Annotated in this window: 24 protein-coding genes; 9 read left to right on the top strand and 15 right to left on the bottom strand. The window is 58.7% G+C overall.

From position 1 onward, the window contains the following. The first annotated feature begins 149 nt into the window (after positions 1 to 149). Genes D1823_RS18355 through D1823_RS18345 form a run of 3 tightly spaced genes read left to right on the top strand, consistent with a single transcriptional unit; the run spans position 150 to position 2,586 of the window. Complete coding sequence (locus D1823_RS18355) at positions 150 to 1,082, top strand: bifunctional riboflavin kinase/FAD synthetase (RefSeq protein ID WP_117872511.1); 933 nt, start codon at positions 150 to 152, stop codon at positions 1,080 to 1,082. Next, complete coding sequence (locus D1823_RS18350) at positions 1,079 to 1,552, top strand: YcgN family cysteine cluster protein (protein ID WP_117872509.1); 474 nt, start codon at positions 1,079 to 1,081, stop codon at positions 1,550 to 1,552. The genes D1823_RS18355 and D1823_RS18350 overlap by 4 nt, the downstream gene beginning before the upstream one ends. Next, a complete protein-coding gene (locus D1823_RS18345) occupies positions 1,552 to 2,586 on the top strand; it encodes a low specificity L-threonine aldolase (RefSeq protein ID WP_117872507.1) in 1,035 nt (344 codons plus the stop codon). Before D1823_RS18350 ends, D1823_RS18345 begins: the two co-directional genes overlap by 1 nt. On the opposite strand, the gene D1823_RS18340 is transcribed toward D1823_RS18345, so the two are convergent. Next, positions 2,573 to 3,406 (bottom strand): alpha/beta fold hydrolase, encoded by an 834-nt coding sequence (locus tag D1823_RS18340; RefSeq protein ID WP_254683761.1) that lies wholly within the window; start codon positions 3,404 to 3,406, stop codon positions 2,573 to 2,575. The two genes, D1823_RS18345 and D1823_RS18340, sit on opposite strands and share 14 nt — an antisense overlap. Then, positions 3,403 to 4,005, bottom strand: coding sequence for a 2-hydroxychromene-2-carboxylate isomerase (locus D1823_RS18335; protein WP_117872503.1), 603 nt, complete (start codon positions 4,003 to 4,005; stop codon positions 3,403 to 3,405). The genes D1823_RS18340 and D1823_RS18335 overlap by 4 nt, the downstream gene beginning before the upstream one ends. Positions 4,006 to 4,112: 107 nt before the next feature. Here D1823_RS18335 and D1823_RS18330 point away from each other — a divergent pair, with 107 nt between their 5' ends. Then, positions 4,113 to 5,132 carry a ribose-phosphate pyrophosphokinase gene (locus tag D1823_RS18330; RefSeq protein WP_117872500.1) on the top strand — a complete coding sequence of 340 codons (1,020 nt, stop codon included), beginning with the start codon at positions 4,113 to 4,115 and terminating at the stop codon, positions 5,130 to 5,132. 104 nt (positions 5,133 to 5,236) lie between these two features. Beyond that, positions 5,237 to 5,686 carry a ribose 5-phosphate isomerase B gene (rpiB, locus tag D1823_RS18325; RefSeq protein ID WP_117872498.1) on the top strand — a complete coding sequence of 150 codons (450 nt, stop codon included), beginning with the start codon at positions 5,237 to 5,239 and terminating at the stop codon, positions 5,684 to 5,686. 44 nt (positions 5,687 to 5,730) lie between these two features. On the opposite strand, the gene D1823_RS18320 is transcribed toward rpiB, so the two are convergent. The 7 genes from D1823_RS18320 to D1823_RS18290 form a co-directional block, all read right to left on the bottom strand. Next, complete coding sequence (locus D1823_RS18320) at positions 5,731 to 6,081, bottom strand: H-type lectin domain-containing protein (protein WP_117872984.1); 351 nt, start codon at positions 6,079 to 6,081, stop codon at positions 5,731 to 5,733. A 115-nt stretch (positions 6,082 to 6,196) separates the two neighbouring features. Continuing rightward, positions 6,197 to 6,607 carry a F0F1 ATP synthase subunit epsilon gene (locus D1823_RS18315; RefSeq protein WP_117872496.1) on the bottom strand — a complete coding sequence of 137 codons (411 nt, stop codon included), beginning with the start codon at positions 6,605 to 6,607 and terminating at the stop codon, positions 6,197 to 6,199. Between the two features lie 12 nt (positions 6,608 to 6,619). Beyond that, entirely contained in the window at positions 6,620 to 8,044 is a 1,425-nt protein-coding gene (gene atpD / locus D1823_RS18310) for a F0F1 ATP synthase subunit beta (RefSeq protein WP_117872495.1), read from the bottom strand. Between the two features lie 20 nt (positions 8,045 to 8,064). After that, entirely contained in the window at positions 8,065 to 8,943 is an 879-nt protein-coding gene (locus tag D1823_RS18305; protein ID WP_117872493.1) for a F0F1 ATP synthase subunit gamma, read from the bottom strand. 15 nt (positions 8,944 to 8,958) lie between these two features. After that, positions 8,959 to 10,497, bottom strand: coding sequence for a F0F1 ATP synthase subunit alpha (atpA, locus tag D1823_RS18300; RefSeq protein ID WP_117872491.1), 1,539 nt, complete (start codon positions 10,495 to 10,497; stop codon positions 8,959 to 8,961). Continuing rightward, positions 10,498 to 11,058 (bottom strand): F0F1 ATP synthase subunit delta, encoded by a 561-nt coding sequence (locus D1823_RS18295; protein WP_117872488.1) that lies wholly within the window; start codon positions 11,056 to 11,058, stop codon positions 10,498 to 10,500. A 302-nt stretch (positions 11,059 to 11,360) separates the two neighbouring features. Continuing rightward, positions 11,361 to 12,095 carry a class I SAM-dependent methyltransferase gene (locus D1823_RS18290; protein WP_117872983.1) on the bottom strand — a complete coding sequence of 245 codons (735 nt, stop codon included), beginning with the start codon at positions 12,093 to 12,095 and terminating at the stop codon, positions 11,361 to 11,363. Between the two features lie 61 nt (positions 12,096 to 12,156). Between D1823_RS18290 and gloB the strand changes: the two genes are divergently transcribed. From gloB to D1823_RS18275, 3 genes are all read left to right on the top strand, one after another. Further along, positions 12,157 to 12,924 carry a hydroxyacylglutathione hydrolase gene (gene gloB / locus D1823_RS18285; RefSeq protein ID WP_205511878.1) on the top strand — a complete coding sequence of 256 codons (768 nt, stop codon included), beginning with the start codon at positions 12,157 to 12,159 and terminating at the stop codon, positions 12,922 to 12,924. Between the two features lie 174 nt (positions 12,925 to 13,098). After that, positions 13,099 to 15,423 carry an ATP-dependent Clp protease ATP-binding subunit ClpA gene (gene clpA, locus D1823_RS18280; RefSeq protein ID WP_117872484.1) on the top strand — a complete coding sequence of 775 codons (2,325 nt, stop codon included), beginning with the start codon at positions 13,099 to 13,101 and terminating at the stop codon, positions 15,421 to 15,423. Between the two features lie 137 nt (positions 15,424 to 15,560). Then, complete coding sequence (locus tag D1823_RS18275; protein ID WP_117872482.1) at positions 15,561 to 16,448, top strand: YHYH protein; 888 nt, start codon at positions 15,561 to 15,563, stop codon at positions 16,446 to 16,448. A gap of 48 nt (positions 16,449 to 16,496) precedes the next feature. Here the strand turns inward: D1823_RS18275 and D1823_RS18270 are convergent, their stop codons facing one another. The 3 genes from D1823_RS18270 to D1823_RS18260 all read right to left on the bottom strand — a co-directional run bounded on the left by D1823_RS18270 (position 16,497) and on the right by D1823_RS18260 (position 20,021). Then, the gene (locus D1823_RS18270; protein WP_117872480.1) at positions 16,497 to 18,239 is read right to left on the bottom strand and encodes a peptidoglycan -binding protein; all 1,743 of its coding nucleotides are present in this window, start codon (positions 18,237 to 18,239) and stop codon (positions 16,497 to 16,499) included. A 3-nt stretch (positions 18,240 to 18,242) separates the two neighbouring features. Continuing rightward, positions 18,243 to 19,421, bottom strand: a complete 1,179-nt coding sequence (locus D1823_RS18265; RefSeq protein ID WP_117872478.1) for a biopolymer transporter ExbB — start codon at positions 19,419 to 19,421, stop codon at positions 18,243 to 18,245. A 69-nt stretch (positions 19,422 to 19,490) separates the two neighbouring features. Beyond that, positions 19,491 to 20,021 carry a gamma-glutamylcyclotransferase gene (locus tag D1823_RS18260; RefSeq protein ID WP_117872476.1) on the bottom strand — a complete coding sequence of 177 codons (531 nt, stop codon included), beginning with the start codon at positions 20,019 to 20,021 and terminating at the stop codon, positions 19,491 to 19,493. A gap of 67 nt (positions 20,022 to 20,088) precedes the next feature. On the opposite strand from D1823_RS18260, the gene D1823_RS18255 reads away from it, so the two are divergent. Then, entirely contained in the window at positions 20,089 to 21,087 is a 999-nt protein-coding gene (locus D1823_RS18255; RefSeq protein WP_117872473.1) for a DUF2125 domain-containing protein, read from the top strand. Here the strand turns inward: D1823_RS18255 and D1823_RS18250 are convergent. Genes D1823_RS18250 through hisC form a run of 3 tightly spaced genes read right to left on the bottom strand, consistent with a single transcriptional unit; the run spans position 21,084 to position 23,916 of the window. Beyond that, entirely contained in the window at positions 21,084 to 21,917 is an 834-nt protein-coding gene (locus D1823_RS18250) for an extensin family protein (RefSeq protein WP_117872471.1), read from the bottom strand. The two genes, D1823_RS18255 and D1823_RS18250, sit on opposite strands and share 4 nt — an antisense overlap. Further along, complete coding sequence (locus D1823_RS18245) at positions 21,914 to 22,834, bottom strand: prephenate/arogenate dehydrogenase family protein (RefSeq protein WP_117872469.1); 921 nt, start codon at positions 22,832 to 22,834, stop codon at positions 21,914 to 21,916. The genes D1823_RS18250 and D1823_RS18245 overlap by 4 nt, the downstream gene beginning before the upstream one ends. Continuing rightward, positions 22,831 to 23,916 carry a histidinol-phosphate transaminase gene (gene hisC, locus D1823_RS18240; RefSeq protein WP_117872466.1) on the bottom strand — a complete coding sequence of 362 codons (1,086 nt, stop codon included), beginning with the start codon at positions 23,914 to 23,916 and terminating at the stop codon, positions 22,831 to 22,833. Before hisC ends, D1823_RS18245 begins: the two co-directional genes overlap by 4 nt. Positions 23,917 to 23,970: the final 54 nt, after the last annotated feature.

The following is a 23,970-nucleotide window of genomic DNA, read 5'->3' as shown; positions in this document are numbered from 1 at the left end:
AGCAGTTGACCGAATGTCGCACAGCCTTCCGGGGATACCCTGCGTGTCATCAGATCTGACGAAGGGTTTTGGTTTGTTTCGCAAGGACGCATGCTTTGAATTCAAACTGCCGCTTGAACAAATGGCAACGCAACGCTACGCAATCGTCTATGCAGATCATCCGGGATTTCCAGTTTGTCGAGCCAGAAGATCGCGGCGCCAGCGTTGCGATCGGGAATTTTGATGGCGTCCACGTGGGGCACCAGTCAGTCATCGAACTGGCCCGCGACGCGGCCCCGGATGCGCCACTGGGTGTCATGACCTTCGAGCCGCATCCACGTGAGTATTTCGCGCCGGATTCTCCTCCGTTCCGCCTGATGCGCGGCAATGCGCGGGCGCACCGGCTTGAGAAGCTGGGTGTGAAGAAACTGTATGAGCTGCCGTTCAACGCGGCGCTGGCCGGGCTTTCCCCCAATGAATTCGCCCGCAACGTGATTTGTGACGGGTTGGGTCTGTCCCATGTCGTGGTTGGTGCCGATTTCTGTTTTGGCAAGGGCCGCAGCGGCACCGCTGACGATCTGGTGCGGTTTGGGCAAGAGATGGGATTTGGCGTGACGATTGCACCTTTGATGCAGCGGTCCGAGAACGTGGTCTCGTCGACCGCCATCCGAACCGCACTGAGTGAGGGTCGCCCAAGGGATGCAGCTGCGATGCTGGGCCATTGGCACAGAATCGAAGGCGAAGTGATCGGCGGTGAGCAGCGCGGGCGGGAACTGGGTTTTCCTACCGCGAACATGTCCATCGAAGGGCTCCATCCGCCAAAATTTGGCGTCTACGCCGTATTGGTCGACGTGCTGGATGGCCCGCATCAGGGCAGTTATCACGGCGCGGCCTCGGTTGGGGTGCGCCCGATGTTCCATGGTGAAGTGCCAAACATTGAAACCTTCCTGTTCGACTTTTCCGGCGATCTGTACGGGGCAACCTTGTCGGTGGGGCTGATTGAATTCCTGCGCCCTGAAATGACATTTGACGGGCTGGATGGTCTGATCGCGCAGATGAATGCCGATTGCGAACAGGCCCAGGGCATTCTGGCCGCCCTATGAACGCTGATCCGATTGAACGCACCGGCCTGCCCGCCCGGTTCTGGGAGCGTAAACCCCTGCGCAAGATGAACCAACGCGAGTGGGAGGCCCTGTGTGACGGCTGCGGCAAGTGTTGCCTCAACAAGCTGGAAGATGAAGATTCGGGCGAAGTTGCCCTGACCTGTGTCGCCTGCCGCCTTCTGGATGATGAAAGCTGCCGCTGCACGCAATACGACATCCGGCATCAATTCGTTCCTGAATGCATCGTCATGACACCCGACAACATTGACGAACACGCCTACTGGTTGCCGCAAACCTGCGCGTATCGGCTGCTGTGGGAAGGCAAAACGCTTTACGACTGGCACCCTTTGATATCTGGTACGCCGGACAGCGTGCACGCCGCAGGCGTTTCAGTTCAAGGGCGCACGGTGTCCGAGTTCGAAACCCCTTTGGAAGAGTGGGAAGACTATATTATCGAGGAGCCAAGCTGATGTATTTCGCATCCGACAATTCCGGGCCGGTTCACCCACAGGTCATGGCGAAACTGGCCGAGGCCAATCAGGGCTACCAGATGGCCTATGGCGCCGACACGATGATGAACGAGGTGCGGGACCGCATTCGCAGCATCTTTGAAGCGCCGGGGGCTGCTGTCTATCTCGTGGCAACGGGGACAGCGGCAAATTCGCTGGCCCTTGCCACATTGTCTAACCCTTGGGAAACGATCTTCTGTTCTCCGGTTGCCCATATCCACGAAGACGAGTGCAACGCGCCCGAGTTTTACACCGGGGCCAAGCTGACCCTTGTTCCCGGCGGCGACAAGATGTCACCGGACGCGTTGCGCGGGTCCATCCTGGGCGAAGAAACCCGCGGGGTACACGGGCCGCAGCGCGGGCCAGTGTCGATCACTCAGGTCACCGAGCGCGGATCGGTCTATTCTCTGGAGGAATTGCAGTCGCTGTGTGGGGTCGCAAAGGAATATGGCTTGCCCGTCCATCTGGATGGTGCCCGGTTCACCAATGCTCTGGTTGCTCTGAACTGCTCTCCGGCTGACATGACATGGAAAGCCGGGGTGGACGCGGTCAGCTTTGGCGGCACGAAAAACGGGCTGATGGGCGTTGAAGCGGTGGTGTTCTTTGATGAGAGCACAGCCTGGGAATTCGAGCTGCGGCGCAAACGCGGGGCGCATCTGTTTTCCAAGCATCGCTACCTGTCCGCTCAGATGGCGGCCTATCTTAAGGATGATCTGTGGCTGAAGTTGGCGCGTCAGGCGAATGCAAATTGTGCCCGGCTGGCCGACGGCCTGCTTGCAAAAGGTGCCGAGTTCTTGCACGAGCCGCAGGCCAATATGATCTTTGCCGCTTTTTCACGCGCGAAGCACAAACAGCTGCATGAAGCCGGGGCAATCTATCACCTCTGGGGGGACGAGCTGGAAGGTGGCGATGACGACGAAAGCCTTGCATGCAGACTGGTCTGCGACTGGTCGATCGGGAAAGCCGAGATCGATCAGTTTCTCAGCCTGTTGTAACACCCGTCCAGTGGCCAGCTTTCCAGAGCTCCTGAAGCAGTACGCTGGTTTCAAGGGGGTGCGAAATGGGCAGCATGTGCCCCGCACCTTGAATGACCTCATGGCGTGCGTTCGGCAGACGGCGCTGCAATCCATCACAGATTGCGGGGATCGTCGGGTGGGTCTTTGATCCGCTCAGCAACAGGGTTGGCATCGATATTCGCTTGCATTTATCGGGGTCAAGCAACCCGGCCTGGTCATCGTACAGAACGGGATAAGACGCAGGAACAACATGAATCCCGCGCACCATGCCGGCGCGCGTCCGTTCTGGCAGGTCAGGCCATTTTGGGCCGATACCGGTGCTCCACATCCGGTTGAACAACCGCGCGGCCAGCGATTCGTCGCCTGCTTGGAACGCTGCTTCAATCGGTTGTGACTCTCGCAGGTGCTGATCGTACAAATCAGGCGCGTCCTGTTTTGCCACAGCAAAGAACACGGGCTCGATCAGGGTCAAGCTTCGAACAAGGTCCGGATGCTCCATGGCCAGTCTGAGCGCAACGATCGCCCCAAAGGAATGACCAACTATATCCATGGGCTTGGTCAACTCGACCGCTGCCAGCCCTGTCACCGCATCAAAGAAGTCGCTCTGACCGTCCCAATCCGGACTGCGCCCATGAGACAGCATATCCGGTGCAACAAGGGACGCGCTGCCATCCAATGCCTTGGACAGGCCAGACCACGCGCCGGAATGCGCAATGGTGCAATGAAGGGCAAGCAAGTTGCGCCCTCCTTCGCCCAATTGTCTGACGAAGACGGATTGCATCGCCGTCGGGGCTGTCACCCTTTCATCTCCGACAGATGCCGATCCAGATCGTCCAGGCGATCCTGCCCCCAGAAGCGTTGACCGTCCGGCGTGATGTAGAACGGCGCGCCGAACACGCCGCGATCCACGGCTTCTTCCAAATTGGCGGCATAGGTTTCGGCCCCGACCAGCAGTCCACTGTTGGCCAGTTCAGGATCAAACCCGGCAGTTGCCAGGCAGTCCCGGATCACATCATCCTGAGCGACGTCCTTTTCTTCGGCCCAGCAGGCGCGCAGGATCAACTGGCACAACTTGCCAACGTCGCCCGAACCATCGCTGATCGCCGCGATGATCGCATAAGAAGACGGCGCCATGTTGGTCGGCCAGTGCGCCGGTTGCAGGTTGAACTCCATCCCCAGATTCTTCGATTGGCGCAGCAATTCCTGAGCGCGGTATTCGATGCGCGAGATATGACGGTCTTTTGGCGGCGTACCCCCGGTGCGTGCGAACAGGGCCATGATGTCCAGCGGTTTGTAGCTGATCGATGCGTCATGTTTCGCCGCAATCTCTTCCAGCCGGTTTCCAGCCAGGTAGCTATAGGGCGAAATTGTCGCAAAAAAGTAGTCAATCTGGGTCATGTTCACTTTCTCCGCTGCGTTACCTTTGCGGGACCGTAAGGCCATGCTAAGCGGTGTCAACATCACGAATCTGTCACATTGCCATTGCTGCCCGGGGACCTCAGCCGATGCCGACACTTCACGAACCCAAGCTTATCGCTGGGAACGCCAACCTTCCTCTTGCCAAAACCATCGCACGCCGCATGAGCCTTTATCGAGGTGTTGACCAGGGTTTGGTCGATGCGCGCGTCGAACGTTTCAATGACGGAGAGATCTTCGTCGAAGTGTTCGAGAACGTACGCGGCGAGGATATGTTCATTATCCAGCCGACCTCGAACCCGGCCAATGACAACCTGATGGAGCTGCTGATCATCGCCGACGCGCTGCGCCGTTCGTCGGCACAGCGGATCACCGCCGTGATCCCGTATTTCGGCTATGCCCGCCAGGATCGCCGCACCAAGGCCCGCACACCCATCAGCGCCAAGCTGGTGGCCAATATGCTGACCGGCGCAGGGATCGAGCGGATTCTGACGATGGATCTTCATGCCGCGCAGATTCAGGGCTTTTTCGATATGCCCGTCGACAACCTGTACGCCTCGCCGATCTTTGCCCTGGATGTCAAAAACCAGTTCAAGGACAATCTGGATGAGATCATGGTGGTTTCACCCGACGTGGGCGGTGTGGCCCGCGCACGTGAACTGGCCAAGCGCATCAATGCCCCCTTGTCGATCGTTGACAAGCGGCGCGAGAAAGCAGGCGAAGTCGCTGAAATGACCGTTATCGGGGATGTGAAGGACAAGATCTGCCTGATCGTCGACGATATGTGTGACACCGCCGGAACGCTTTGCAAGGCCGCGCAGGTCCTGTTGGACAATGGCGCCAAGGAAGTTCACTCCTACATCACGCACGGCGTCATGAGCGGCCCTGCGGTCGAAAGGGTGACGAACTCGGTCATGAAGTCACTGGTGCTGACCGATACGATCCAGCCGACCAAAGAAATATTGAAGGCAAAGAATATCCGCATCGTTCCGACTGCGCCAATCTTCACCCAGGCGATCCTGAACATCTGGAACGGAACCAGTGTGTCTTCGCTGTTCGAAGACAAGACGCTGACACCGATCTACGAATCCATGTATCAGATGGATTGAGCAATAGGGGGCGGCCGAAGGTGTCACCCCTTGATTTCTGAAATGCCGATTGCGCGCATATCTGACCTTGGGGCGCAATCGGTGACACAAGTGGAATAATCTCCATGACTGCCAACAAACGCATTGTTCTTTCCAGCGATCACGCGGCAATCGAGCTGCGCCAGTCCGTGGCCAACCACATCGCGCAGCAAGGTTGGGACGTGGTTGATATCGGCCCGACAACCCCGGAAAGCACCCATTACCCCAAGCACGGCAAGGCCGCGGCGCAGGCCGTTGCCTCGGGCGATTGCAGTTTGGGTATTGTCCTCTGCGGCACTGGGCAGGGTATCATGATGGCTGCAAACAAAGTGCCCGGCATTCGCTGTGGCGTTTGTTCAGACGCATTCTCGGCCCGCATGATCCGCCAGCACAACAATGCCAACATGCTGTCGATTGGCGCGCGGGTTGTCGGTGAAGGTCAGGCGCTGGACATCGTTGACGCGTTTCTGGGTGCCGAATTCGAAGGTGGCCGCCACGCCACGCGCGTGGACATGATCGAAGCGCAGGAAGACTGAGTCCAAGCTGTCGCTCAAACGCCTGGAAACACGGCGAACCCGGATCAGGAAATATTCCAATCGTCCGGGTGCGCCACCTCTCCTATCGCTGTCCAGCTTGCGCGGATGCGAGCTATCCGCGTGTCGGACCAGGTCCGAAATACTGCATCAAAGCCCTCGGTTGTGATATGTTCGGCCTGAACTTCGGCACGTAGCGCCGAAGACGTGTCGACATCCCACAGCGAGATCCCGATCTGCACCATGGGCGGGGTTCGAAATGCTTCTTTGAACCGAATGGGTGTGCGGCGTTCACGAGGTCCCTGCCCGGTCCACATTTCGCCGCCTTCGGCAAATTCCGAAAACAGGACATCTTCACCCTGCTCAATTCCAATGGGATGGGTTAGGAATTTTTTCATTTTTATCATCATTATTCTTGAATTCCCGCAACTTACTCCGGCATTTCGGCAAAAGCACGACAAAAAAACGGCCCCGCAATTGCGAGGCCGCTCAAATTTTTCACAGGTGGGCCCGTTACAGGCTCATATGTGTTCCAAGCGCTTCCATGTCGGCCAGCAGCTTGGCTGCGTCGTCGACGATGGTCTGATCATCGCCACCCTTTGCTGCCTCATGCGAGGCGCGGGCGTCTTCGATCATCTCGTCCAGATGCGCCCGGGTCACTTCATCCACCGGGATGGCCTTTTCGGCCAGAACCGACAGACTGTCGCCGTTGATCTGGGCAAACCCACCGGTGACCAGGTATTCGCTGGACCCTTCGGGTGCCTCAACCTTCAGCAGGCCGGGACGCAGCGTGGTGATGGTGGGGGCATGATCCGGCATTGCCGTCATGTCCCCGTCCGCGCCGGGAATCTGGACCGCGGTGGCCGCGAGCGAAGCAAGGCTCCGCTCGGGGCTGACGAGGTCGAATTGCATCGTGTTTGCCATCAGGGATACTCCTTAGGCGGCTTCTGCGGCCATCTTTTCCGCTTTGGCGATCACGTCGTCGATACCGCCAACCATCAGGAAGGCCGCTTCGGGCAGGTGATCGTATTCGCCGGCCACAACGGCCTTGAACGACGAGATGGTGACATCCAGAGGAACCTGAACGCCAGGGCTGCCGGTGAAGACCTCGGCCACGTCGAACGGCTGCGACAGGAAACGTTCGATCTTACGGGCACGGGCCACGGTCAGTTTGTCTTCTTCCGACAATTCGTCCATGCCGAGGATGGCGATGATGTCCTGCAGCGACTTGTAGCGCTGGAGGATCTGCTGAACGTCGGTTGCAACCTTGTAGTGCTCTTCACCAACGATGGCCGGATCGAGCAGACGCGAGGTCGAGTCGAGCGGGTCCACGGCCGGGTAGATACCCTTTTCCGAGATCGCACGGTTAAGAACGGTGGTCGCGTCCAGGTGAGCAAACGAGGTTGCCGGCGCAGGGTCGGTCAGGTCGTCCGCAGGCACGTAGATCGCCTGAACCGAAGTGATCGAGCCCGATTTGGTCGAGGTGATGCGTTCCTGCAAGGCGCCCATGTCAGTGGCCAGCGTCGGCTGGTAGCCCACAGCGGAAGGAATACGACCCAGCAGAGCCGAAACCTCGGAGCCCGCCTGCGTGAAGCGGAAGATATTGTCGACGAAGAACAGAACGTCTGTACCGGACTGGTCGCGGAACTGCTCGGCCAGGGTCAGGCCGGTCAGAGCAACACGTGCACGCGCACCCGGAGGCTCGTTCATCTGACCGTAAACCAGGGCCACCTGCGATTCCGACAGGTTGTCCGGCTTGATAACGTTCGATTCGATCATCTCGTGGTACAGGTCGTTCCCTTCACGGGTCCGTTCACCAACACCCGCGAACACAGAGAAACCCGAGTGCACTTTTGCGATGTTGTTGATCAGTTCCATGATCAGAACGGTCTTGCCAACGCCGGCGCCGCCGAAAAGGCCGATCTTACCGCCTTTCGCATAAGGGGCCAGCAAGTCAACAACTTTGATGCCGGTCACCAGAACTTCCGACTCTGTCGATTGTTCTGCGAAGCTCGGCGCAGGCTGGTGAATCGCCCGGACTTCGGCTGCCTCAACCGGGCCCTTCTCGTCGATCGGATCACCAACAACGTTCAGGATGCGGCCCAGAGTTGCGTTACCAACCGGTACCGAGATTGGGGCGCCGGTGTCGGTCACTGCTTCGCCACGGACCAGACCTTCGGTCGCGTCCATCGCGATGGTGCGGACGGTGTTTTCACCCAAATGCTGAGCAACTTCCAACACCAGGCGCTTGCCGTTGTTGGTGGTTTCCAGCGCGTTCAGAATTTCAGGCAGCTGATCATCGAAATGCACGTCAACGACGGCCCCGATGATCTGTGTGACTTTGCCTTTTGCATTCGCCATGTTTCGTCTCCGGTTTGTCTCTACAGCGCTTCGGCGCCGGAAATAATTTCAATCAGCTCGTTGGTGATCACGGCTTGACGCGAACGGTTGAACTGGATCGTCAGCTTGTCGATCATCTCACCCGCGTTGCGTGTCGCGTTGTCCATCGCGGACATCCGTGCACCCTGTTCTGACGCTCCGTTTTCAAGCAGAGCCGAGAAGATCGCTGTTGCAACCCCCTTGGGCAGCAAGTCGGCCAGGATGGCCTCTTCGCTGGGCTCGTAGTCGAAGATGGCACCGCTGTCGTCACCCGACGCATCGTCCTCGAACGAGGCAGGGATGATTTGCTGTGCCGTCGGGATCTGGGTCACGACGTTGACGAACTTCGAATAGAAGATCGTGGCAACGTCGAACTCACCCCCGTCGAAGCGGGACAGGATGTCCTTCGCGATGTCCTGTGCGTTGGAATACCCCAGACGCTTGACCTCGCTCAGGTCCACATGTCCAACGAACAGATCACCCAAATCACGCTTGAGCGCGTCGCGGCCTTTCTTGCCGACGGTCAGAACCTTGACCGTTTTGCCCTTCAGGCGCAGCTCTTCCGCTTTGACACGGGCCAGCTTGGCGATGTTCGAGTTGAAGCCGCCACACAGGCCGCGTTCAGCTGTCATGACAACCAGCAGATGGACATCATCACTGCCCGTACCACGGAGCAGCTTGGGGGCGCTGTCGCTGCCTCCGACCGAAGCCGCCAGCCCCGCCATCACGGCATTGAACCGCTCGGCATAGGGGCGCGAGGCTTCGGCAGATTCCTGGGCGCGGCGCAGTTTTGCAGCCGCGACCATCTGCATGGCCTTGGTGATCTTGCGGGTCGATTTGACCGACTCGATCCTGTTTTTAAGGTCCTTAAGATTTGGCATATGCCCGCCTCTCCCTTAAGCGAAGGTTGCGGCGTATTCGTCAATCGCAGCCTTGATCCTATCGGAAGCATCGCCCTTGATCTTGGGATCGTCGTTGGTGATCCATTCAAGCAGGTCGGCGTGTTTGCCGCGCAGATGCGCCAGCAGGCCAGCCTCATAACGGCCAACGTCCGATACTTCGATCTTGTCGAGATAACCGTTGGTACCAGCGAAGATGACGCAAACAATTTCCGCGTTGGTCAGCGGCGAGTACTGCGGCTGTTTCATCAGCTCGGTCAGACGCGCGCCACGGTTCAGCAGCTGCTGGGTCGCGGCGTCAAGGTCGGAACCGAACTGCGCAAAGGCAGCCATTTCGCGGTACTGAGCAAGTTCCAGTTTCACCGGGCCGGCAACCGACTTCATCGAGTTGGTCTGAGCCGAAGAGCCCACACGCGAAACCGATAGACCGGTGTTCACGGCAGGACGGATACCCTGATAGAACAATTCGGTTTCCAGAAAGATCTGACCGTCGGTGATCGAGATCACGTTGGTCGGAATAAACGCAGAAACGTCACCGCCCTGGGTTTCGATGACCGGCAGAGCAGTCAGCGAACCTGCACCGAAGTCCTCGTTCAGCTTCGCCGAACGCTCCAGCAGGCGGGAGTGAAGATAGAAAACGTCACCAGGATAGGCTTCACGTCCGGGCGGACGGCGCAGCAGCAGCGACATCTGACGATAGGACACAGCCTGTTTCGACAGGTCATCATAGATGATCAGCGCGTGGCGGCCGTTGTCACGGAAGTATTCAGCCATCGCAGTTGCGGCATAGGGTGCAAGGAACTGCATCGGTGCCGGGTCGGACGCGGTTGCGGCCACGACGATCGAGTATTCAATCGCGCCGGATTCTTCCAGCTTCTTCACCAGCTGCGCAACGGTCGAACGCTTTTGGCCGATCGCGACATAAACACAATACAGCTTCTTCGACTCGTCGTCGCCAGCAGCTTCGTTGTAGGTTTTCTGGTTCAGGATCGCGTCCAGAGCAACGGCAGTTTTACCGGTCTGGCGGTCACCAATGATCAGCTCACGCTGGCCACGGCCAATCGGGATCATCGCGTCAACCGACTTCAGGCCGGTTGCCATCGGCTCGTGAACCGATTTACGCGGGATGATGCCCGGTGCTTTAACGTCAGCAACGCCGCGCTTGGTTGTGTTGATCGGGCCCTTGCCGTCCAGCGGGTTGCCCAGTCCGTCTACAACGCGACCCAGCAGCTCGTCACCGATCGGAACGTCCACGATCGAGTTGGTGCGCTTGACGGTGTCACCTTCTTTGATGTCGCGGTCAGACCCGAAGATAACGACACCGACGTTGTCGCTTTCCAGGTTCAGCGCCATGCCCATGATGCCGCCGGGGAATTCGACCATCTCACCGGCTTGCACATTGTCCAGACCGTATACACGGGCAATCCCGTCACCGACGCTCAGCACGCGACCGATCTCGGCCACTTCGGCTTCCTGACCAAAATTCTTGATCTGGTCCTTCAGGATTGCAGAAATCTCTGCAGCTTGGATTCCCATTTATCCGACCTCTTTCATTGCATTCTGTAGGGAGTTCAGCTTCGAACGGATCGAACTGTCGATCATCTTCGAGCCCACTTTAACGACAAGACCGCCGATGAGGCTTTCATCCACGGTCGAATTGATAGTCACGGTCTTGCCCACGCGCTCGGACAGCGTCTTGGACAGTTTTTCCAGTTGGGTCTTGGTCAACGCCTTGGCCGACGCAACATCTGCGGTCACTTCGCCGCGCTCTTCGGCCAGCATGTCGCGCAGAACCTGCAGCAGTTGCGGCACGACGAACAGGCGGCGCTTCTGCGCCATCAGACCCAGCGTGTTGCGCAGGATGGCGTTCAGACCCATCTTGTCTGCGATTGCAGTGATCGCGCTTTCCTGTTCAGCGCGGGAAACCAGCGGCGAGGCGATCAGGTCGCGCAGTTCGGCGCTTTCGCCCAGCGCTGCTGCCAGATCATTGATGCCGGATTCCAGACCTGCAAGGTCTTTGTTCTCGTTTGCGATCTCGAAGATCGCAGTGGCATAGCGCTCGGCGATGCCAGTGGAAATCGAAGCTGGTTCGGACACGTCCACCCTTCCGATACTTTGGGCCCCGAATTCGCGTGCGGCAGCTACCCCGGGGGCGTGAAGAAACCCCGTCCTTGAAGGGCGGGGATCAAAATCACCGGGGATGTAGCAGAGCCGAACCAACCAAGCAATACGCTATAGCGGTAACAGATTTATCCACAAATTGTTATTTTTCATGAACTTACACCAAGTGCGACGGTTTGAACACATTGGTCCAGTTGAAAAATGTTACGAATATGCAAGTTTTTGCGATTCCTGTGACTTTTTTTCCTCTACTTTTCGCACCGAAAAGCCCGCGATTGTCACGCGGGCTTTAGCAAACCGTCAAGCGCCTTGATCGGTTTTTTGACCGCATCCTTGGTCACGCTGCCGCTGGGCGGCCGAATATGTTTGCTGACTTCGACCATCAGCACCCCCCCTGCCATCACCGTCGGAATCCGCTGGCCGGTCTTTTCGATCAGGCTGCCGGATTTCAACCAGAATCGCCGAAATGACGGAGGCATGTACAAAGCCGAACAATGCGCCTCGGGCAGGAAGTGATGTTCCTTTAGCTGGTTTTCCAGCTGAGTTGCAGAGTATGGGCGCCCAAACCCGAACGGGGTCTTGTCCGACCGTGACCACAGACCCGCCCGGTTGGGAACGATGAAGACGGCCCGGCCACCAGGGCCCAGCACGCGCCAGCATTCATCAAGCAACTGATTTGGCCGTTCCGACGTTTCCAGCCCATGCATCACCACAAGCTTGTCCACGTGGCCGGTCTCGATTGGCCAGAGGGTTTCTTCGGTCAGGACCGAGACATTGGGCATCCCCGCCGGCCATGGCATGACGCCCTGTGGTCCCGGCATCAGCCCGATGACCCGGCGCGCATCCGACAGATAGGGGCGCAGCAAAGGCACGGCGAAACCGAATCCTGCCACTGTCTGGCCCTTTGCTTCGGGCCATAGCTCGATCAGACGCCCGCGAATAGCCGCCTGCGCCGCACGACCCAGTGTGCTGCGGTAATAGAAGTTCCTCAGATCCTGTACATCAAGATGCATTGCGGACATCCGGTCAATCGGCTTAGCTGGGCGCAGTCTAGCAATGAAAGGGCAAAAGGCCATGCCTCTTGAAATCGTTACAATCCCGTGCCTGAGCGACAATTACGCCTTTCTGGCGCATGACGCCGTCAATGGCCAGACCGCCCTGATCGACGCGCCCGAGGCCGGACCGATCCTGAAGGCGCTGGATGACCGGGGATGGGCACTGTCACATGTGCTGTTGACCCATCACCACTGGGATCATGTAGACGGGCTGGCGGAAATATTGGCCAAACAGCCGGCAAAGGTCATCGGGGCCGCTGCTGACGCAAATCGCCTGCCGCCGCTGGATCAGCAGGTCACCGAGGGAGACAGTTTCGAGATTGGCGGCGAACACGTTCAGGTTCTCGACGTTTCCGGGCACACGGACGGTCATATCGCTTTCTACATGCCGCAGAGTTCTGCCGTGTTCACCGCCGACAGCCTGATGGCGCTGGGTTGTGGGCGCCTGTTCGAGGGCACGCCCGCACAAATGTGGGCCTCTCTGAACAAGCTGGCCGCCCTACCGGACGACACTTTGGTCTGTTCAGGGCATGAATATACACAATCCAACGCCAAATTCGCGATTACCGTCGATCCCGACAACCAAGCCTTGAAAGATCGCATTGCCGACATCGACCGCGCGCGTGCTGCCGGAAAAGCCACTGTTCCTACCATTCTGGCCCTGGAAAAGGCCACAAATCCGTTCCTGAGGACCGCCGATCCGGCGATTCAGACGAAATTGGGCATGGTTGGAGCCGACCCTGAGGCCGTTTTTGCAGAAATTCGGGGTAGAAAAGACCGGTTCTGATGCCTATTTCCCCTTCTTCAGAGCCACGGTCACAACAAATGTGACTGTCAAGTGAAAGAAAACCCTTGAAGCCGGGCCACGATCAACCAAACTCTAATAGTATGAGGACATGGTTGGGATGGGGTTCCGGCCAAGAAACCGCCCCCTCCTGACCCAAGACAGAGGAGCACCCGCGTGCCTTCATTCTCGAGCACATTGGAACAAGCCATCCACGCGGCCCTGGCGGCTGCGAATGAACGGCGCCATGAATTCGCAACGCTGGAGCATTTGCTGCTGGCGCTCTTGGAAGAACCCGATGCAGTACGCGTCATGAAGGCGTGCAGTGTCGATCTGGACGAATTGCGCAGCACTTTGGTGGAGTTCATCGACGAAGACCTTTCGAATCTGGTCACAGATATCGACGGGTCCGAAGCCGTACCCACCGCAGCGTTCCAGCGCGTCATTCAGCGCGCTGCGATCCACGTACAAAGCTCGGGCCGGACCGAAGTGACCGGCGCCAACGTACTGGTCGCCATTTTCGCCGAACGCGAAAGCAATGCCGCCTATTTCCTTCAGGAACAGGACATGACCCGTTACGACGCGGTCAATTTCATCGCGCATGGCGTTGCCAAAGATCCGGCCTACGGCGAAAGCCGATCGGTATCCGGTGCGGATCAGGTGGAAGAAGACGCCCAGACCACATCCGGTGAGACCGAACAGAAAGAAAGCGCGCTTGGAAAATACTGCGTGGATCTGAACGCAAAGGCTCGAGCTGGCGATGTCGATCCGCTGATCGGACGCTCGGATGAGGTGGAACGCTGCATCCAGGTGCTGTGCCGCCGCCGCAAGAACAACCCATTGCTGGTGGGTGATCCGGGTGTAGGCAAGACCGCCATCGCAGAAGGCCTTGCGCACAAGATCGTCTGTGGCGAAGCCCCTGACGTGCTGGCAAACACCACGATCTATTCGCTGGACATGGGTGCGCTGCTGGCCGGAACCCGCTATCGCGGTGATTTCGAAGAACGCCTGAAAGCAGTTGTAACCGAGTTGGAGGATCACCCTGACGCGGTACTGTTCATCGACGAGATCCATACCGTGATCGGTGCCGGAGCAACCTCGGGCGGTGCGATGGATGCCTCGAACCTGCTGAAGCCTGCGCTTCAGGGCGGCAAGCTGCGCACCATGGGTTCGACCACCTACAAGGAGTTCCGTCAACACTTCGAAAAGGACCGCGCGCTTAGCCGCCGGTTCCAGAAGATCGACGTGAACGAGCCTTCGGTGGAAGACAGCGTAAAGATATTGCGCGGGCTGAAGCCCTATTTCGAAGAACATCACGACATTAAATACACCGCCGATGCCATCAAGACGGCGGTCGAGCTGTCGGCGCGTTACATCAACGACCGCAAACTGCCCGACAAGGCCATCGACGTGATCGATGAGGCCGGCGCGGCGCAGCATCTGGTCGCGGAAAGTAAGCGGCGCAAGACCATCGGTGTCAAAGAGATCGAGGCGGTTGTCGCCAAGATCGCGCGTATTCCACCCAAAAACGTTACTAAGGATGATGCGTTGGTGCTGAAAGACCTCGAAGCATCGTTGAAACGGGTGGTGTTTGGCCAGAACCTGGCCATCGAGGCGCTGTCCAGCGCGATCAAACTGGCCCGTGCCGGTCTGCGCGAACCTGAGAAACCGATCGGCAACTACCTGTTCGCTGGTCCTACCGGGGTCGGTAAAACCGAGGTGGCGAAACAGCTGGCGGATACGCTGGGTGTGGAGCTTCTTCGGTTCGACATGTCGGAATACATGGAGAAGCACGCGGTCAGTCGCCTGATCGGTGCCCCTCCGGGCTATGTCGGATTCGATCAGGGTGGTTTGCTGACCGACGGTGTCGACCAGCATCCGCACTGCGTATTGCTGCTGGACGAGATCGAAAAGGCCCACCCGGACGTGTTCAACATCCTGTTGCAGGTGATGGACCATGGCGAGCTGACCGATCACAACGGTCGCACTGTGAACTTCCGCAACGTGGTGCTGATCATGACCTCGAACGCGGGCGCGCAGGAGCAGGCCAAGGCCGCCATCGGCTTCGGTCGTGATCGGCGCGAAGGCGAAGACACGGCCGCGATCGAGCGCATGTTCACACCGGAGTTCCGGAACCGTCTGGACGCCGTGATCTCATTCGCACCGCTGCCGAAAGAGGTCATTTTGCAGGTGGTCGAGAAATTCGTCCTACAGCTTGAGGCGCAACTGCTGGATCGCGGCGTGAGCATCGATCTGACGCCCAAAGCCGCCGAATGGCTGGCCGACAAGGGATATGACGACAAGATGGGTGCACGCCCGCTGGGACGTGTCATTCAGGAACACATCAAGAAGCCTCTGGCCGAGGAGTTGCTTTTCGGCAAACTGGCCAAGGGCGGTGTGGTCCGTGTCTCGGTCAAGAAGGGCGAACTGGATCTTGAAATTCTTGGGCCGGACCAACGGCGCATTTCAGGAGACAAACCACCTCTGTTGACGGCAGACTGACCCGAAAACAGATCATTCTTTCAGAGCCCGGCGATCCCCATCGCCGGGCTTTTTCAGCTCTGGCAGCAAAAAAGCGACGGAACCAGGCTTCTGCTGCGTGTCATCTTTAATGATCAGCACAAGACAGGGGTCGGCACGTGAGCAAAATTTCTATCTTTTGGGGCACCGCCTTTGCCCTTTCCGCCGTGGCTGCGGTGGCAACTGCACAGCACAGGTTTCGCTATCACGACGAAACGACCGCAGAACCGCTGAGGTTGGTGCCCGCGACCGAAAACCCCGGAACAAGCAGCGCCTCGGTGAAAGAACGAAGCGGAAAAATCAAAGTGACGGGCAATGGCATTCCTGATCATCTGGTTGGTCCGTTTCCAAACCAAGGCAATCCGCACCAGATCGAACAGCAGAAGGTTAGGTTGAAATTGCCCGCGAAACCCATAGCCAAAGGCGCAATCACGCCGTTGCAAATGGGGTGGAACTTTGGCGTGTCACTCAACGGGGTTGTGTTTGACCCGCTGGCGGCCGAGTTCTGGCATGGCGACCCCCGCTCCGGGTGGTCCTACAACGCGTTGGGAGGTGCCATTTCTTTGGGGCTGGACGCCAACCATGCCCACGTACAGCCAAACGGAAAGTATCACTATCACGGTGTACCGACAGGGCAGGTCGAACTTCTGGGATGGTCACCGTCCGAGCACTCACCGTTGATCGGCTACGCCGCAGATGGCTTCCCTATCTATGCTGTGACCGGTGTTGTTGGGGGCAAAGTGACCGAAATGACGTCGTCCTATCGTCTGAAATCAGGTAACCGTCCGGGTGGCAATGCACCGGACGGGCGACATGACGGCACCTTCAACGAGGATTACGCTTATGTTCAGGGTCACGGCAACTTGGACCAATGTAACGGCGCCTTTACCGTTTCAGCAGAATACCCGTCAGGAACCTATGCGTATTTTCTGACCGAGGATTACCCGGTGGTGCCCCGATGCTTCGTGGGCACACCAGATCAAAGCTTTCGCTTCGGCAGACGATAATCGGTTGCCCCATTCACGCGGATTAACCGGGCAAGAGCAAGGATTTTGCTATCTTTCCGTGAGTTTCAACTCGATCCGGCGGTTCTGTGCCCGTGCCTCGGGTGTGTCAGCCGGGTTGACCGGCTGGAATTCACCAAACCCGTTTGCCGCCAAGCGGTTGGGTGGAATGCCCAACGCGTCGACCATATAGCGCACAACAGACAACGCGCGACCTTGGCTGAGTTCCCAATTGTCCCGGTATCGGCCCGAACCAGTCAGCGGAACGTTGTCGGTATGACCGTCGACCCGGATCACCCAATTCAGACCAGGCGGGATTTCGGCGGCGACACTGCGTAGGATATTGGCGACCTTGGCAACCTCCTGCCGCCCTTCTGCGGACAGCACCGCTGATCCCGTCGGAAACAAAACTTCGGACGAGAACACAAAGCGATCACCTTCGATCCGCACGCCTTCCTGTTCGCCAAGGACATCCCGCAGACGTCCGAAGAATTCCGAGCGATAGCGTTGCAGGTCTTCCGCCTTGGCGGCAAGTTCTTCGTTCTGGCCAGCCAGGGCCTCGGCCTCGGCCTCAATGCGCAGGCGTTCCGCTTCTTCCAGCAAGCGCCGCCTGCGTTCTTCAGATGCGGCCCGCGCCAATGCAGCGTTCAGGTCCTGTCCCAGCGTTTGTATCTGCACCTCGGCAGCAGCGTTTCGGTCTTCGAAATCGTCCAGCAAAGCCTGCAACGACCCCAACTGCCCGCGCAGGGCTGCAATCTGCTGGTTCAGCAGGGCCGCCTCACGTTTTGCCTCGGCAGAGATTTCTTTCTCCTCCGACAAGGTCGACTCGGCCAGAGCCAGCAAAGCTTGCCTCTGTTCGGCCAGAGTGCGTTGCTCATCAGCATCCGCCTGCGCTTGCGTTTGCGCCTCAAAGGCGGCTTCAAGCTGGGCTCGCAATTCATCAGGGTTTACGTCTCCGAACTGTCGCTCAAGTTCGGCCCGTGCGGCTTGCGCGGCAGCCAGAAGAGTCAATGTATCTTCGGCCTCTTTGCGTTGCGACTCCAGCGCCAGGGTCATGGCCGTCAGCTCGGCATCTGCATCCTGAAGGCGGTTTCGCAATGCCTCAGCAGCAGCAGCTTCGGCCAGACGGGCGGCTTCCTTATCGCTCAGTTGCTGTTCAAGGGCCGTGATTTCCGCGGCACGCTCTTCGCCGCTTTGCTCCAGATCGGCCACCAGTGCTTCCAGCGCCTCGCGGCGGGCGGCAGCCAAACGGGCAGCTTCGGTCTGCGCATCAATTTCGTCCCGACTTTGTGCAAGGGCGAGGTTCAGCGCCTCTTGCTCTGTCAGCAATTGCTCGCGCTGTGTCTCAAGCGCGGCAATGTCGCCCAAAGCCTGTTCCTGTTCGGCAAGCAGAGCGGCAACCTGTGCTTCGAAGTTCGTGATACGGGTCTGCGCCTGATCCAGCGCGGCGGCCTGACGGTCGCGTTCGGTACTCAGCGAAACGATCAGTGACTGCGCTTGCGCCAGATCGTCTTCGGCTTGCGACAGTGTCGTGTTCAACGCACCCAGCCTTGCCTGCAAGCGACTGTTTTCACGTTCTTCCAAACCCAGCGCGCCCGCAAGCGCTGCAACTTCGTCTGCCAATGTCGTCAGTTCGTCTTCCTGCCCCGAGATGGTTTCGCGCAACACGAACTGAATCACCATGAAGATGGTCAAAACGAAGGTCAGCACCATCAAAAGCCCCGTCATCGCGTCCACGAAACCGGGCCAGACCGAGCCCTGGAATCGTTGTCCGGTGCGGCGGGACAGCGCCATGGGTTATTCTCCTTCCGGCGTGGTGCGCACGGCACCCCGCGGCAGGGTCAGGGCCTTGACCAGCAGTTCGATATCCTTGCGGAATTCGTTCATACTTTCCTGCCGACCCGCCGAAATCTCTTCAAGAATACGCAGCAGTTGCACATCCATCGAGCGCAGGCGCATCCGACTTTCGGCATCGATGCCATCGCCTGCGCCATGATCGCGCATGTGATCCAGCAGGGCGTCCTGCCCAAGCGCCACGCGTTCCAAAGCAGAAGTTACACTTTCGGTATTGGCCTGGCGATTGTTCATCTCACCGATGACATCGACCAGTTGCCCTAATTTGGCCGAAACCTCCGCCCTTTCACTTTCCTGAGCCGCAAACAGATGCTGTAACGCATCCATCTGCTCTGACATGGCATCCAGCACAGGGGTCAGTACGGCGATCTCTGCCCCGCCCTCTTCGCCACCTGCAAATCCAACGCGGGTGATCGACGACAGCCACTCCTCGAGTTCGCGATAGAACCGGTTCTGACCGTGCCCGGCAAAGACCTCGAGCAGACCAACGACAAGAGACCCCGCCAGACCCAGCAAAGACGATCCGAACGCGACGCCCATTCCTTGCAGCTGTGCCTCGAGCCCCGTCATCAGGCGATTGAAAACAGCCAGACCCTCCTCGCCTTCCTGCGGGTTCAGGCTGCGGATGGTGTCAACAATGGCCGGAACGGTTGTCGCCAGACCAAAGAATGTACCCAGTAGACCCAGATAAATCAGCACGTTGGTGATATAACGTGTGATTTCCCGTTCTTCTTCGACCCGCTCTGCCACGGAATCCAGAATGGACCGGGTAGAGGTGGAGCTGATCTGCGAGCGCGCGCCTCGCTCGCGCAGCAGCGAAGCCAAAGGCGCCAGCAACTGTGGTGTTCGAGCATCTTCGCGAACAACACCGCCAACAAAGGCTTCGATCCAACGTACGGACCCGATCAGCTGCGTAACCTGATAAAAACAGGCGAAGACGCCGATAAAGAACACAATCAGGATGAAGCCATTCAGATACGGATTGGCATAAAAAACCGGCAATACGTATGGAAGCGCCAGAAACACCCCCAGCCCGGACAGGCCGATCGCCATCAACATCAACAGAATTTGTCGAATTGGATGCGAGAAATGAGGTCTCGCGCCCTGATGTGCCTGCGCCATGCGCGTGGTTCCCGATTTTTGCCTGCTTTGCGTCGAATCTAGCGACATTCCGCTCGCGACGCCAAGAGTTTATGCGGTGATACTGCGGACCCGTTGCGCCAACCACTCAAGATCGTGATCACGCAGGCCGATCTCGGCCAGATGTTCGGCAGTGTTGTAGAGGTATTCGTTATTCGGACCACGCCCGCCGACCGCATGTGCGATGATCCGGGCCTGTTCCTCCAACGCCATCCCACCGCAATACTGGACGTGGTCGGCATCGATCACATAGGTCACGGCATTTTCGATGTCTCCGCTTTCCAGATGCACATCCAACATACGTTCGACATAAGCCGATGAAATCAACTCGCGCTCGCGCAGCTCTTGCAGCGTTCGGTCTTCGTGACCCGCCTTGACCGCAAGGGCCAAACCCGTGCAACTCGCGTTCTCCTGTTCGTCCAGTGCCAGCACCAGACCGGGTTTTTCCTCTGTCCCGCGGTGGTGGATCGAACTCATGCAGAAGGACCGGGCAAACCCGTGCAGCGTCGCGCGTTCACTGCGCGCCACCGGAAAGCCCGGATTCCACAGCAGCGATCCATATCCGAAAACCCACATCGTCATTGCACTGGTCCTTGCCTGTTTCGACCTATAAACATCAATTCCAAGGCAGGAAAAAGGACCATTTCGGATGCGTCTGATACGAGTGTTGATTTTTGTTACCATTGCGTGGAGCGCATATTGGTTCGTGGCCGGGTATGGCCTGCGCTCTGCGATCACTGGCTGGTTCGACCAGCAGGAGGCACGCGGCTGGCAGGCGGATTTCTCGGATGTCGCAACCGCCGGGTATCCAACCCACCACATGACCCGTCTGAACAATCCGGCGTTGGCCGACCCGGTAAATGGCACTGCATGGAGCGCGGACTGGATCGAATTCAAAAGCCCCGCCATCTGGCCCGGTCGTCAGGTATTGCGCTTCGCAGACACGCCGCAACGCCTGTCATACTTCGACCAGACATCAACAATTGTGGCTGACGAATTGCTTGCCGAGCTGCAATTGCAGCCGGGCGTCTCGCTCGTGCCGGAAAAAATGGCTTTGACGGCGGGGGCATGGTCGGTAACGGAAAACACCACCAAGCTGGCCTCCGGAGACACGCTGAGCCTGATGATGGAACAAACGCCAGTTTCAGAAGCCTATGCCATCACAGCCCGCGCGGATGGGTTCACACCGGGGGAAAAACTGCGGGCCCTGATGCATTCCGCCAATTCGTTACCACAAAGCTTTGAAACGCTGGAACTGGATATGGTCACCACTTTCGACAAGGTTTGGGACCGGTCCGCCCTGGAAGACAGCCGACCGCAGCCCGTCGCCATTGATCTGCGTCTGGTCGAGATCAAATGGGGTGAGTTGCGCCTGTTTGCGACCGGCGATCTGGATGTGGACGCACAAGGCATCCCGACCGGAGAGATCGCCGTCAAAGCCGAAAACTGGCGCGACATGATCGCCATGGCAAATGCGGCGGGCGCCCTGCCCGATCAGGCGGTGAATCCCGTTACCCGGGCACTGAACTTTTTGGCGGGGCTGGGCGGCAACCCCAACGCCTTGGACCTGCAACTGAACTTTCGGGATGGTTTCGTGGCACTGGGGCCATTGCCTCTGGGCCCCGCCCCGCGCCTGATCCTGCGTTAACGGCAGTAGGGTCCGCTGCGGTAGCGGGCCGTATCAAGGTGAAAGTGGTCCTTGTGATAACGATCTGAATTTGGCCCCAGCACGGTGCCGAACGGGCCGCACGCCCCGCGCCAGATCTTCTTGAGCTGTTTCTGAGACGGGTTCTTGCGCCACCCGTTCAGGACGGTCACCACCTCACCGTCGGCCATTTTGAAACCTGAGATATCGATCGCACGCCCCTTGCCATGTTCGGATATCTTCGCGCCTTTGCGGTTGTTGCGGGTTCGGCAGGCATAATGGGCTGCGACTTGCAATTCGACCACAGGGCCCCGGCGTTTGAAGGTGGGTTTGACGGTCTTGTCGACCCACTTGTTCAACGCACTGGCGGTGCCACAATCCATAGTCGAGGGACGGCTGAGCACCACACCCGAAACCGAGGTGATCTGCACCGCATCCTTGACACCGCAGGCTGAATTCTTGCTGCCCACACGGCCAACAGGCTTGCCTTGAATGGCAATATCCCCGCAAACAGACCCTTTGCGCAGCTTGCTCCTTTTGAACAATACCTGCTGCTCGACCGACTCGGGTCGCAAATAAGGCATCAAGGACGTGTCCGGTCCCAGAAGTGGCAGTTCCGACGGGCGCGCCGCTGCAGCCGTGACTTGCGGCGAAACCGGGCGCGAAACCGGGCGCCGTTTGGCGACTTCAAAGGCGATAGGCGTGCTGGCAGCCTGTTGAACAAGCGAGGGACGCATGAGAGGCACCAAAGACTGGTCAAGGGGCGCTGCCTGAACCGTCGCAGCACCCAAAGATGCGACCCCGATCAGAATATGCCCCCAGCGCACTCTCATGAACTTGCCTTCCCCCGCCCAAAGTCCGGTGCATCCGTGTCCTGCCCCGCGTCGATAATGCCGCGACGAATAGCACGGGTGCGGGTGAAGTAGTCAAACAAATGATCACCGTCCCCGGTACGGATGGCGCGTTGCAGGGCAAAAAGCTCTTCTGTGAACCGGCCCAGGATTTCCAGCGTGGCATCCTTGTTGGACAGGAACACATCCCGCCACATGGTCGGGTCGGACGCGGCAATCCGGGTGAAGTCCCGGAAGCCGGCGGCCGAATACTTGATGACTTCGCTATCGGTCACCCGTCGCAGATCGTCGGCCACGCCAACCATCGTGTATGCAATCAGGTGTGGCGCATGAGAGGTTACGGCAAGGACCAGATCATGGTGATCCGCATCCATTTCATCAACATATGACCCCATGCCCTCCCAAAGCGCGCGCAGGCGGGCAATGGCATCCGGGTCCGAACCCTCGACCGGGACCAACAGACACCAGCGATTGTCAAACAGCTCGGCAAATCCAGACTCAGGGCCGGAATGCTCGGTCCCAGCCAAGGGGTGCGCGGGTATGAAGTGCACGCCGTCGGGGATATGCGGCTGCACCGCCCGAATGACGTCCCGCTTGACCGAGCCCACATCCGAAACGGTCGCACCGGGCTTCAGCACAGGTGCAATCTCTTTTGCAACTGCGCCCATAGCCCCCACAGGCACACACAGGACAACAAGATCGGCACCTTCGACCGCATCGCGTGCCGAGTCGCAAACATGGTCACACAGTCCGATCCTGCGTGCTGTTTCTCGGGTCTCCTCGGACCGGGCATAACCCGTCACTTCCCCGGCCAGACCCGCACGTTTTATCGCCCAGAACATGGACGAAGCAATCAGCCCCAGCCCGATCAGCGCAACGCGGTCGTAAATCTGGCTCATGCTGCGCCCTCTTTGAATGCAGTGATCGCCGCAACCACACGGCGGCACGCTTCTTCGTCGCCCACGGTGATCCGCAAGGCGTTCGGCAGGTTGTAGCCTGCAACCCGGCGGACAATCAAACCCTGCGTTTTCAGGTAGTCATCGCAGGCCTCGGCTTCGGCCTGATCGGCAAAACGTGTAAGAATGAAGTTGGTACAGGACGGATCCGACGGAACACCGACTTTTGCCAACTCATCCGCCAGCCATACACGCAAGCGCGCATTCTCGGATTGGCAGAAAGAGAGAAACTCGACATCGTTCACCGCGGCTTCAGCTGCTGCCAAGGCTGTCAGCGACAGGTTGAACGGCTGGCGCACCCGGTTCAGCACGTCGATGATCGGTTGATGTGCATAGCCCCAGCCGACACGCATACCGCCCAGCCCGTACACTTTTGAGAAGGTGCGCGTCATGATCACATTCTCATGGGCGTCAACCAGCGACGCCCCGCCATCGAACCCGTCGACAAATTCGGCATAAGCGCCATCCAGAACCATCAGGCAAGTGTTGGGCAGACCCAGCGCCAAACGTTCCAGTTCGTCGTTCGAGATCATGGTCGAGGTTGGATTGCCGGGATTGGTGACAAACACGATCCGCGTCTGCCCCGTCACAGCGGCAAGAATAGCCGCCACATCCACTTTGCGGTCACGCTCGGCCACCATGACCGGCGTCGCACCGGCCATACGGGCGATGATCGGGTACATGGAAAACCCGTGCTCGGTATAGATCACCTCGTCCCCCGGCCCCGCATAGGCCTGAGCGACGAATTGCAAAACCTCGTCGCTGCCGACACCGCAGATGATCCGCGCAGGGTCCAGTCCGTGGCGTACGCCGATCGCCTCGCGCAGGCTTGCATGGTCGGTGCCGGGATAACGGTGCAGGGTGGCAGCGGTGTCGCGCACTGCCTCAATCGCTTTGGGGCTTGGTCCGAACGGGTTCTCGTTCGAGCTCAGCTTGATCACATGCTCCACACCGGCCACATGCGACTGGCCGCCCTGATACAGCGCGATGTCCATAATGCCGGGTTGTGGGGTGATCTTGGTCATGAGAGGCTCCGTTGAATGGGCCTCTCATACCTGTCTCAACGGATTGAGAAAAGC

It is taken from the genome of Ruegeria sp. AD91A (assembly GCF_003443535.1).
Classification (GTDB): Bacteria; Pseudomonadota; Alphaproteobacteria; order Rhodobacterales; family Rhodobacteraceae; genus Ruegeria.
The sequence above is the reverse complement of the archived record's forward strand: the minus strand, read 5'-3'. Positions and strand labels throughout refer to the sequence as shown.

Coding starts and splice junctions, on each gene's coding strand:
- D1823_RS18355 (WP_117872511.1), top strand. CDS start 150: ATGCAGATCATCCGGGATTTCCAGTTTGTCGAGCCAGAAGATCGCGGC.
- D1823_RS18350 (WP_117872509.1), top strand. CDS start 1,079: ATGAACGCTGATCCGATTGAACGCACCGGCCTGCCCGCCCGGTTCTGG.
- D1823_RS18345 (WP_117872507.1), top strand. CDS start 1,552: ATGTATTTCGCATCCGACAATTCCGGGCCGGTTCACCCACAGGTCATG.
- D1823_RS18335 (WP_117872503.1), bottom strand. CDS start 4,005: ATGACCCAGATTGACTACTTTTTTGCGACAATTTCGCCCTATAGCTAC.
- D1823_RS18330 (WP_117872500.1), top strand. CDS start 4,113: ATGCCGACACTTCACGAACCCAAGCTTATCGCTGGGAACGCCAACCTT.
- rpiB (WP_117872498.1), top strand. CDS start 5,237: ATGACTGCCAACAAACGCATTGTTCTTTCCAGCGATCACGCGGCAATC.
- D1823_RS18320 (WP_117872984.1), bottom strand. CDS start 6,081: ATGAAAAAATTCCTAACCCATCCCATTGGAATTGAGCAGGGTGAAGAT.
- D1823_RS18315 (WP_117872496.1), bottom strand. CDS start 6,607: ATGGCAAACACGATGCAATTCGACCTCGTCAGCCCCGAGCGGAGCCTT.
- atpD (WP_117872495.1), bottom strand. CDS start 8,044: ATGGCGAATGCAAAAGGCAAAGTCACACAGATCATCGGGGCCGTCGTT.
- D1823_RS18305 (WP_117872493.1), bottom strand. CDS start 8,943: ATGCCAAATCTTAAGGACCTTAAAAACAGGATCGAGTCGGTCAAATCG.
- atpA (WP_117872491.1), bottom strand. CDS start 10,497: ATGGGAATCCAAGCTGCAGAGATTTCTGCAATCCTGAAGGACCAGATC.
- D1823_RS18290 (WP_117872983.1), bottom strand. CDS start 12,095: ATGCATCTTGATGTACAGGATCTGAGGAACTTCTATTACCGCAGCACA.
- gloB (WP_205511878.1), top strand. CDS start 12,157: ATGCCTCTTGAAATCGTTACAATCCCGTGCCTGAGCGACAATTACGCC.
- D1823_RS18270 (WP_117872480.1), bottom strand. CDS start 18,239: ATGGCGCTGTCCCGCCGCACCGGACAACGATTCCAGGGCTCGGTCTGG.
- D1823_RS18265 (WP_117872478.1), bottom strand. CDS start 19,421: ATGGCGCAGGCACATCAGGGCGCGAGACCTCATTTCTCGCATCCAATT.
- D1823_RS18260 (WP_117872476.1), bottom strand. CDS start 20,021: ATGACGATGTGGGTTTTCGGATATGGATCGCTGCTGTGGAATCCGGGC.
- D1823_RS18255 (WP_117872473.1), top strand. CDS start 20,089: ATGCGTCTGATACGAGTGTTGATTTTTGTTACCATTGCGTGGAGCGCA.
- D1823_RS18250 (WP_117872471.1), bottom strand. CDS start 21,917: ATGAGAGTGCGCTGGGGGCATATTCTGATCGGGGTCGCATCTTTGGGT.
- D1823_RS18245 (WP_117872469.1), bottom strand. CDS start 22,834: ATGAGCCAGATTTACGACCGCGTTGCGCTGATCGGGCTGGGGCTGATT.
- hisC (WP_117872466.1), bottom strand. CDS start 23,916: ATGACCAAGATCACCCCACAACCCGGCATTATGGACATCGCGCTGTAT.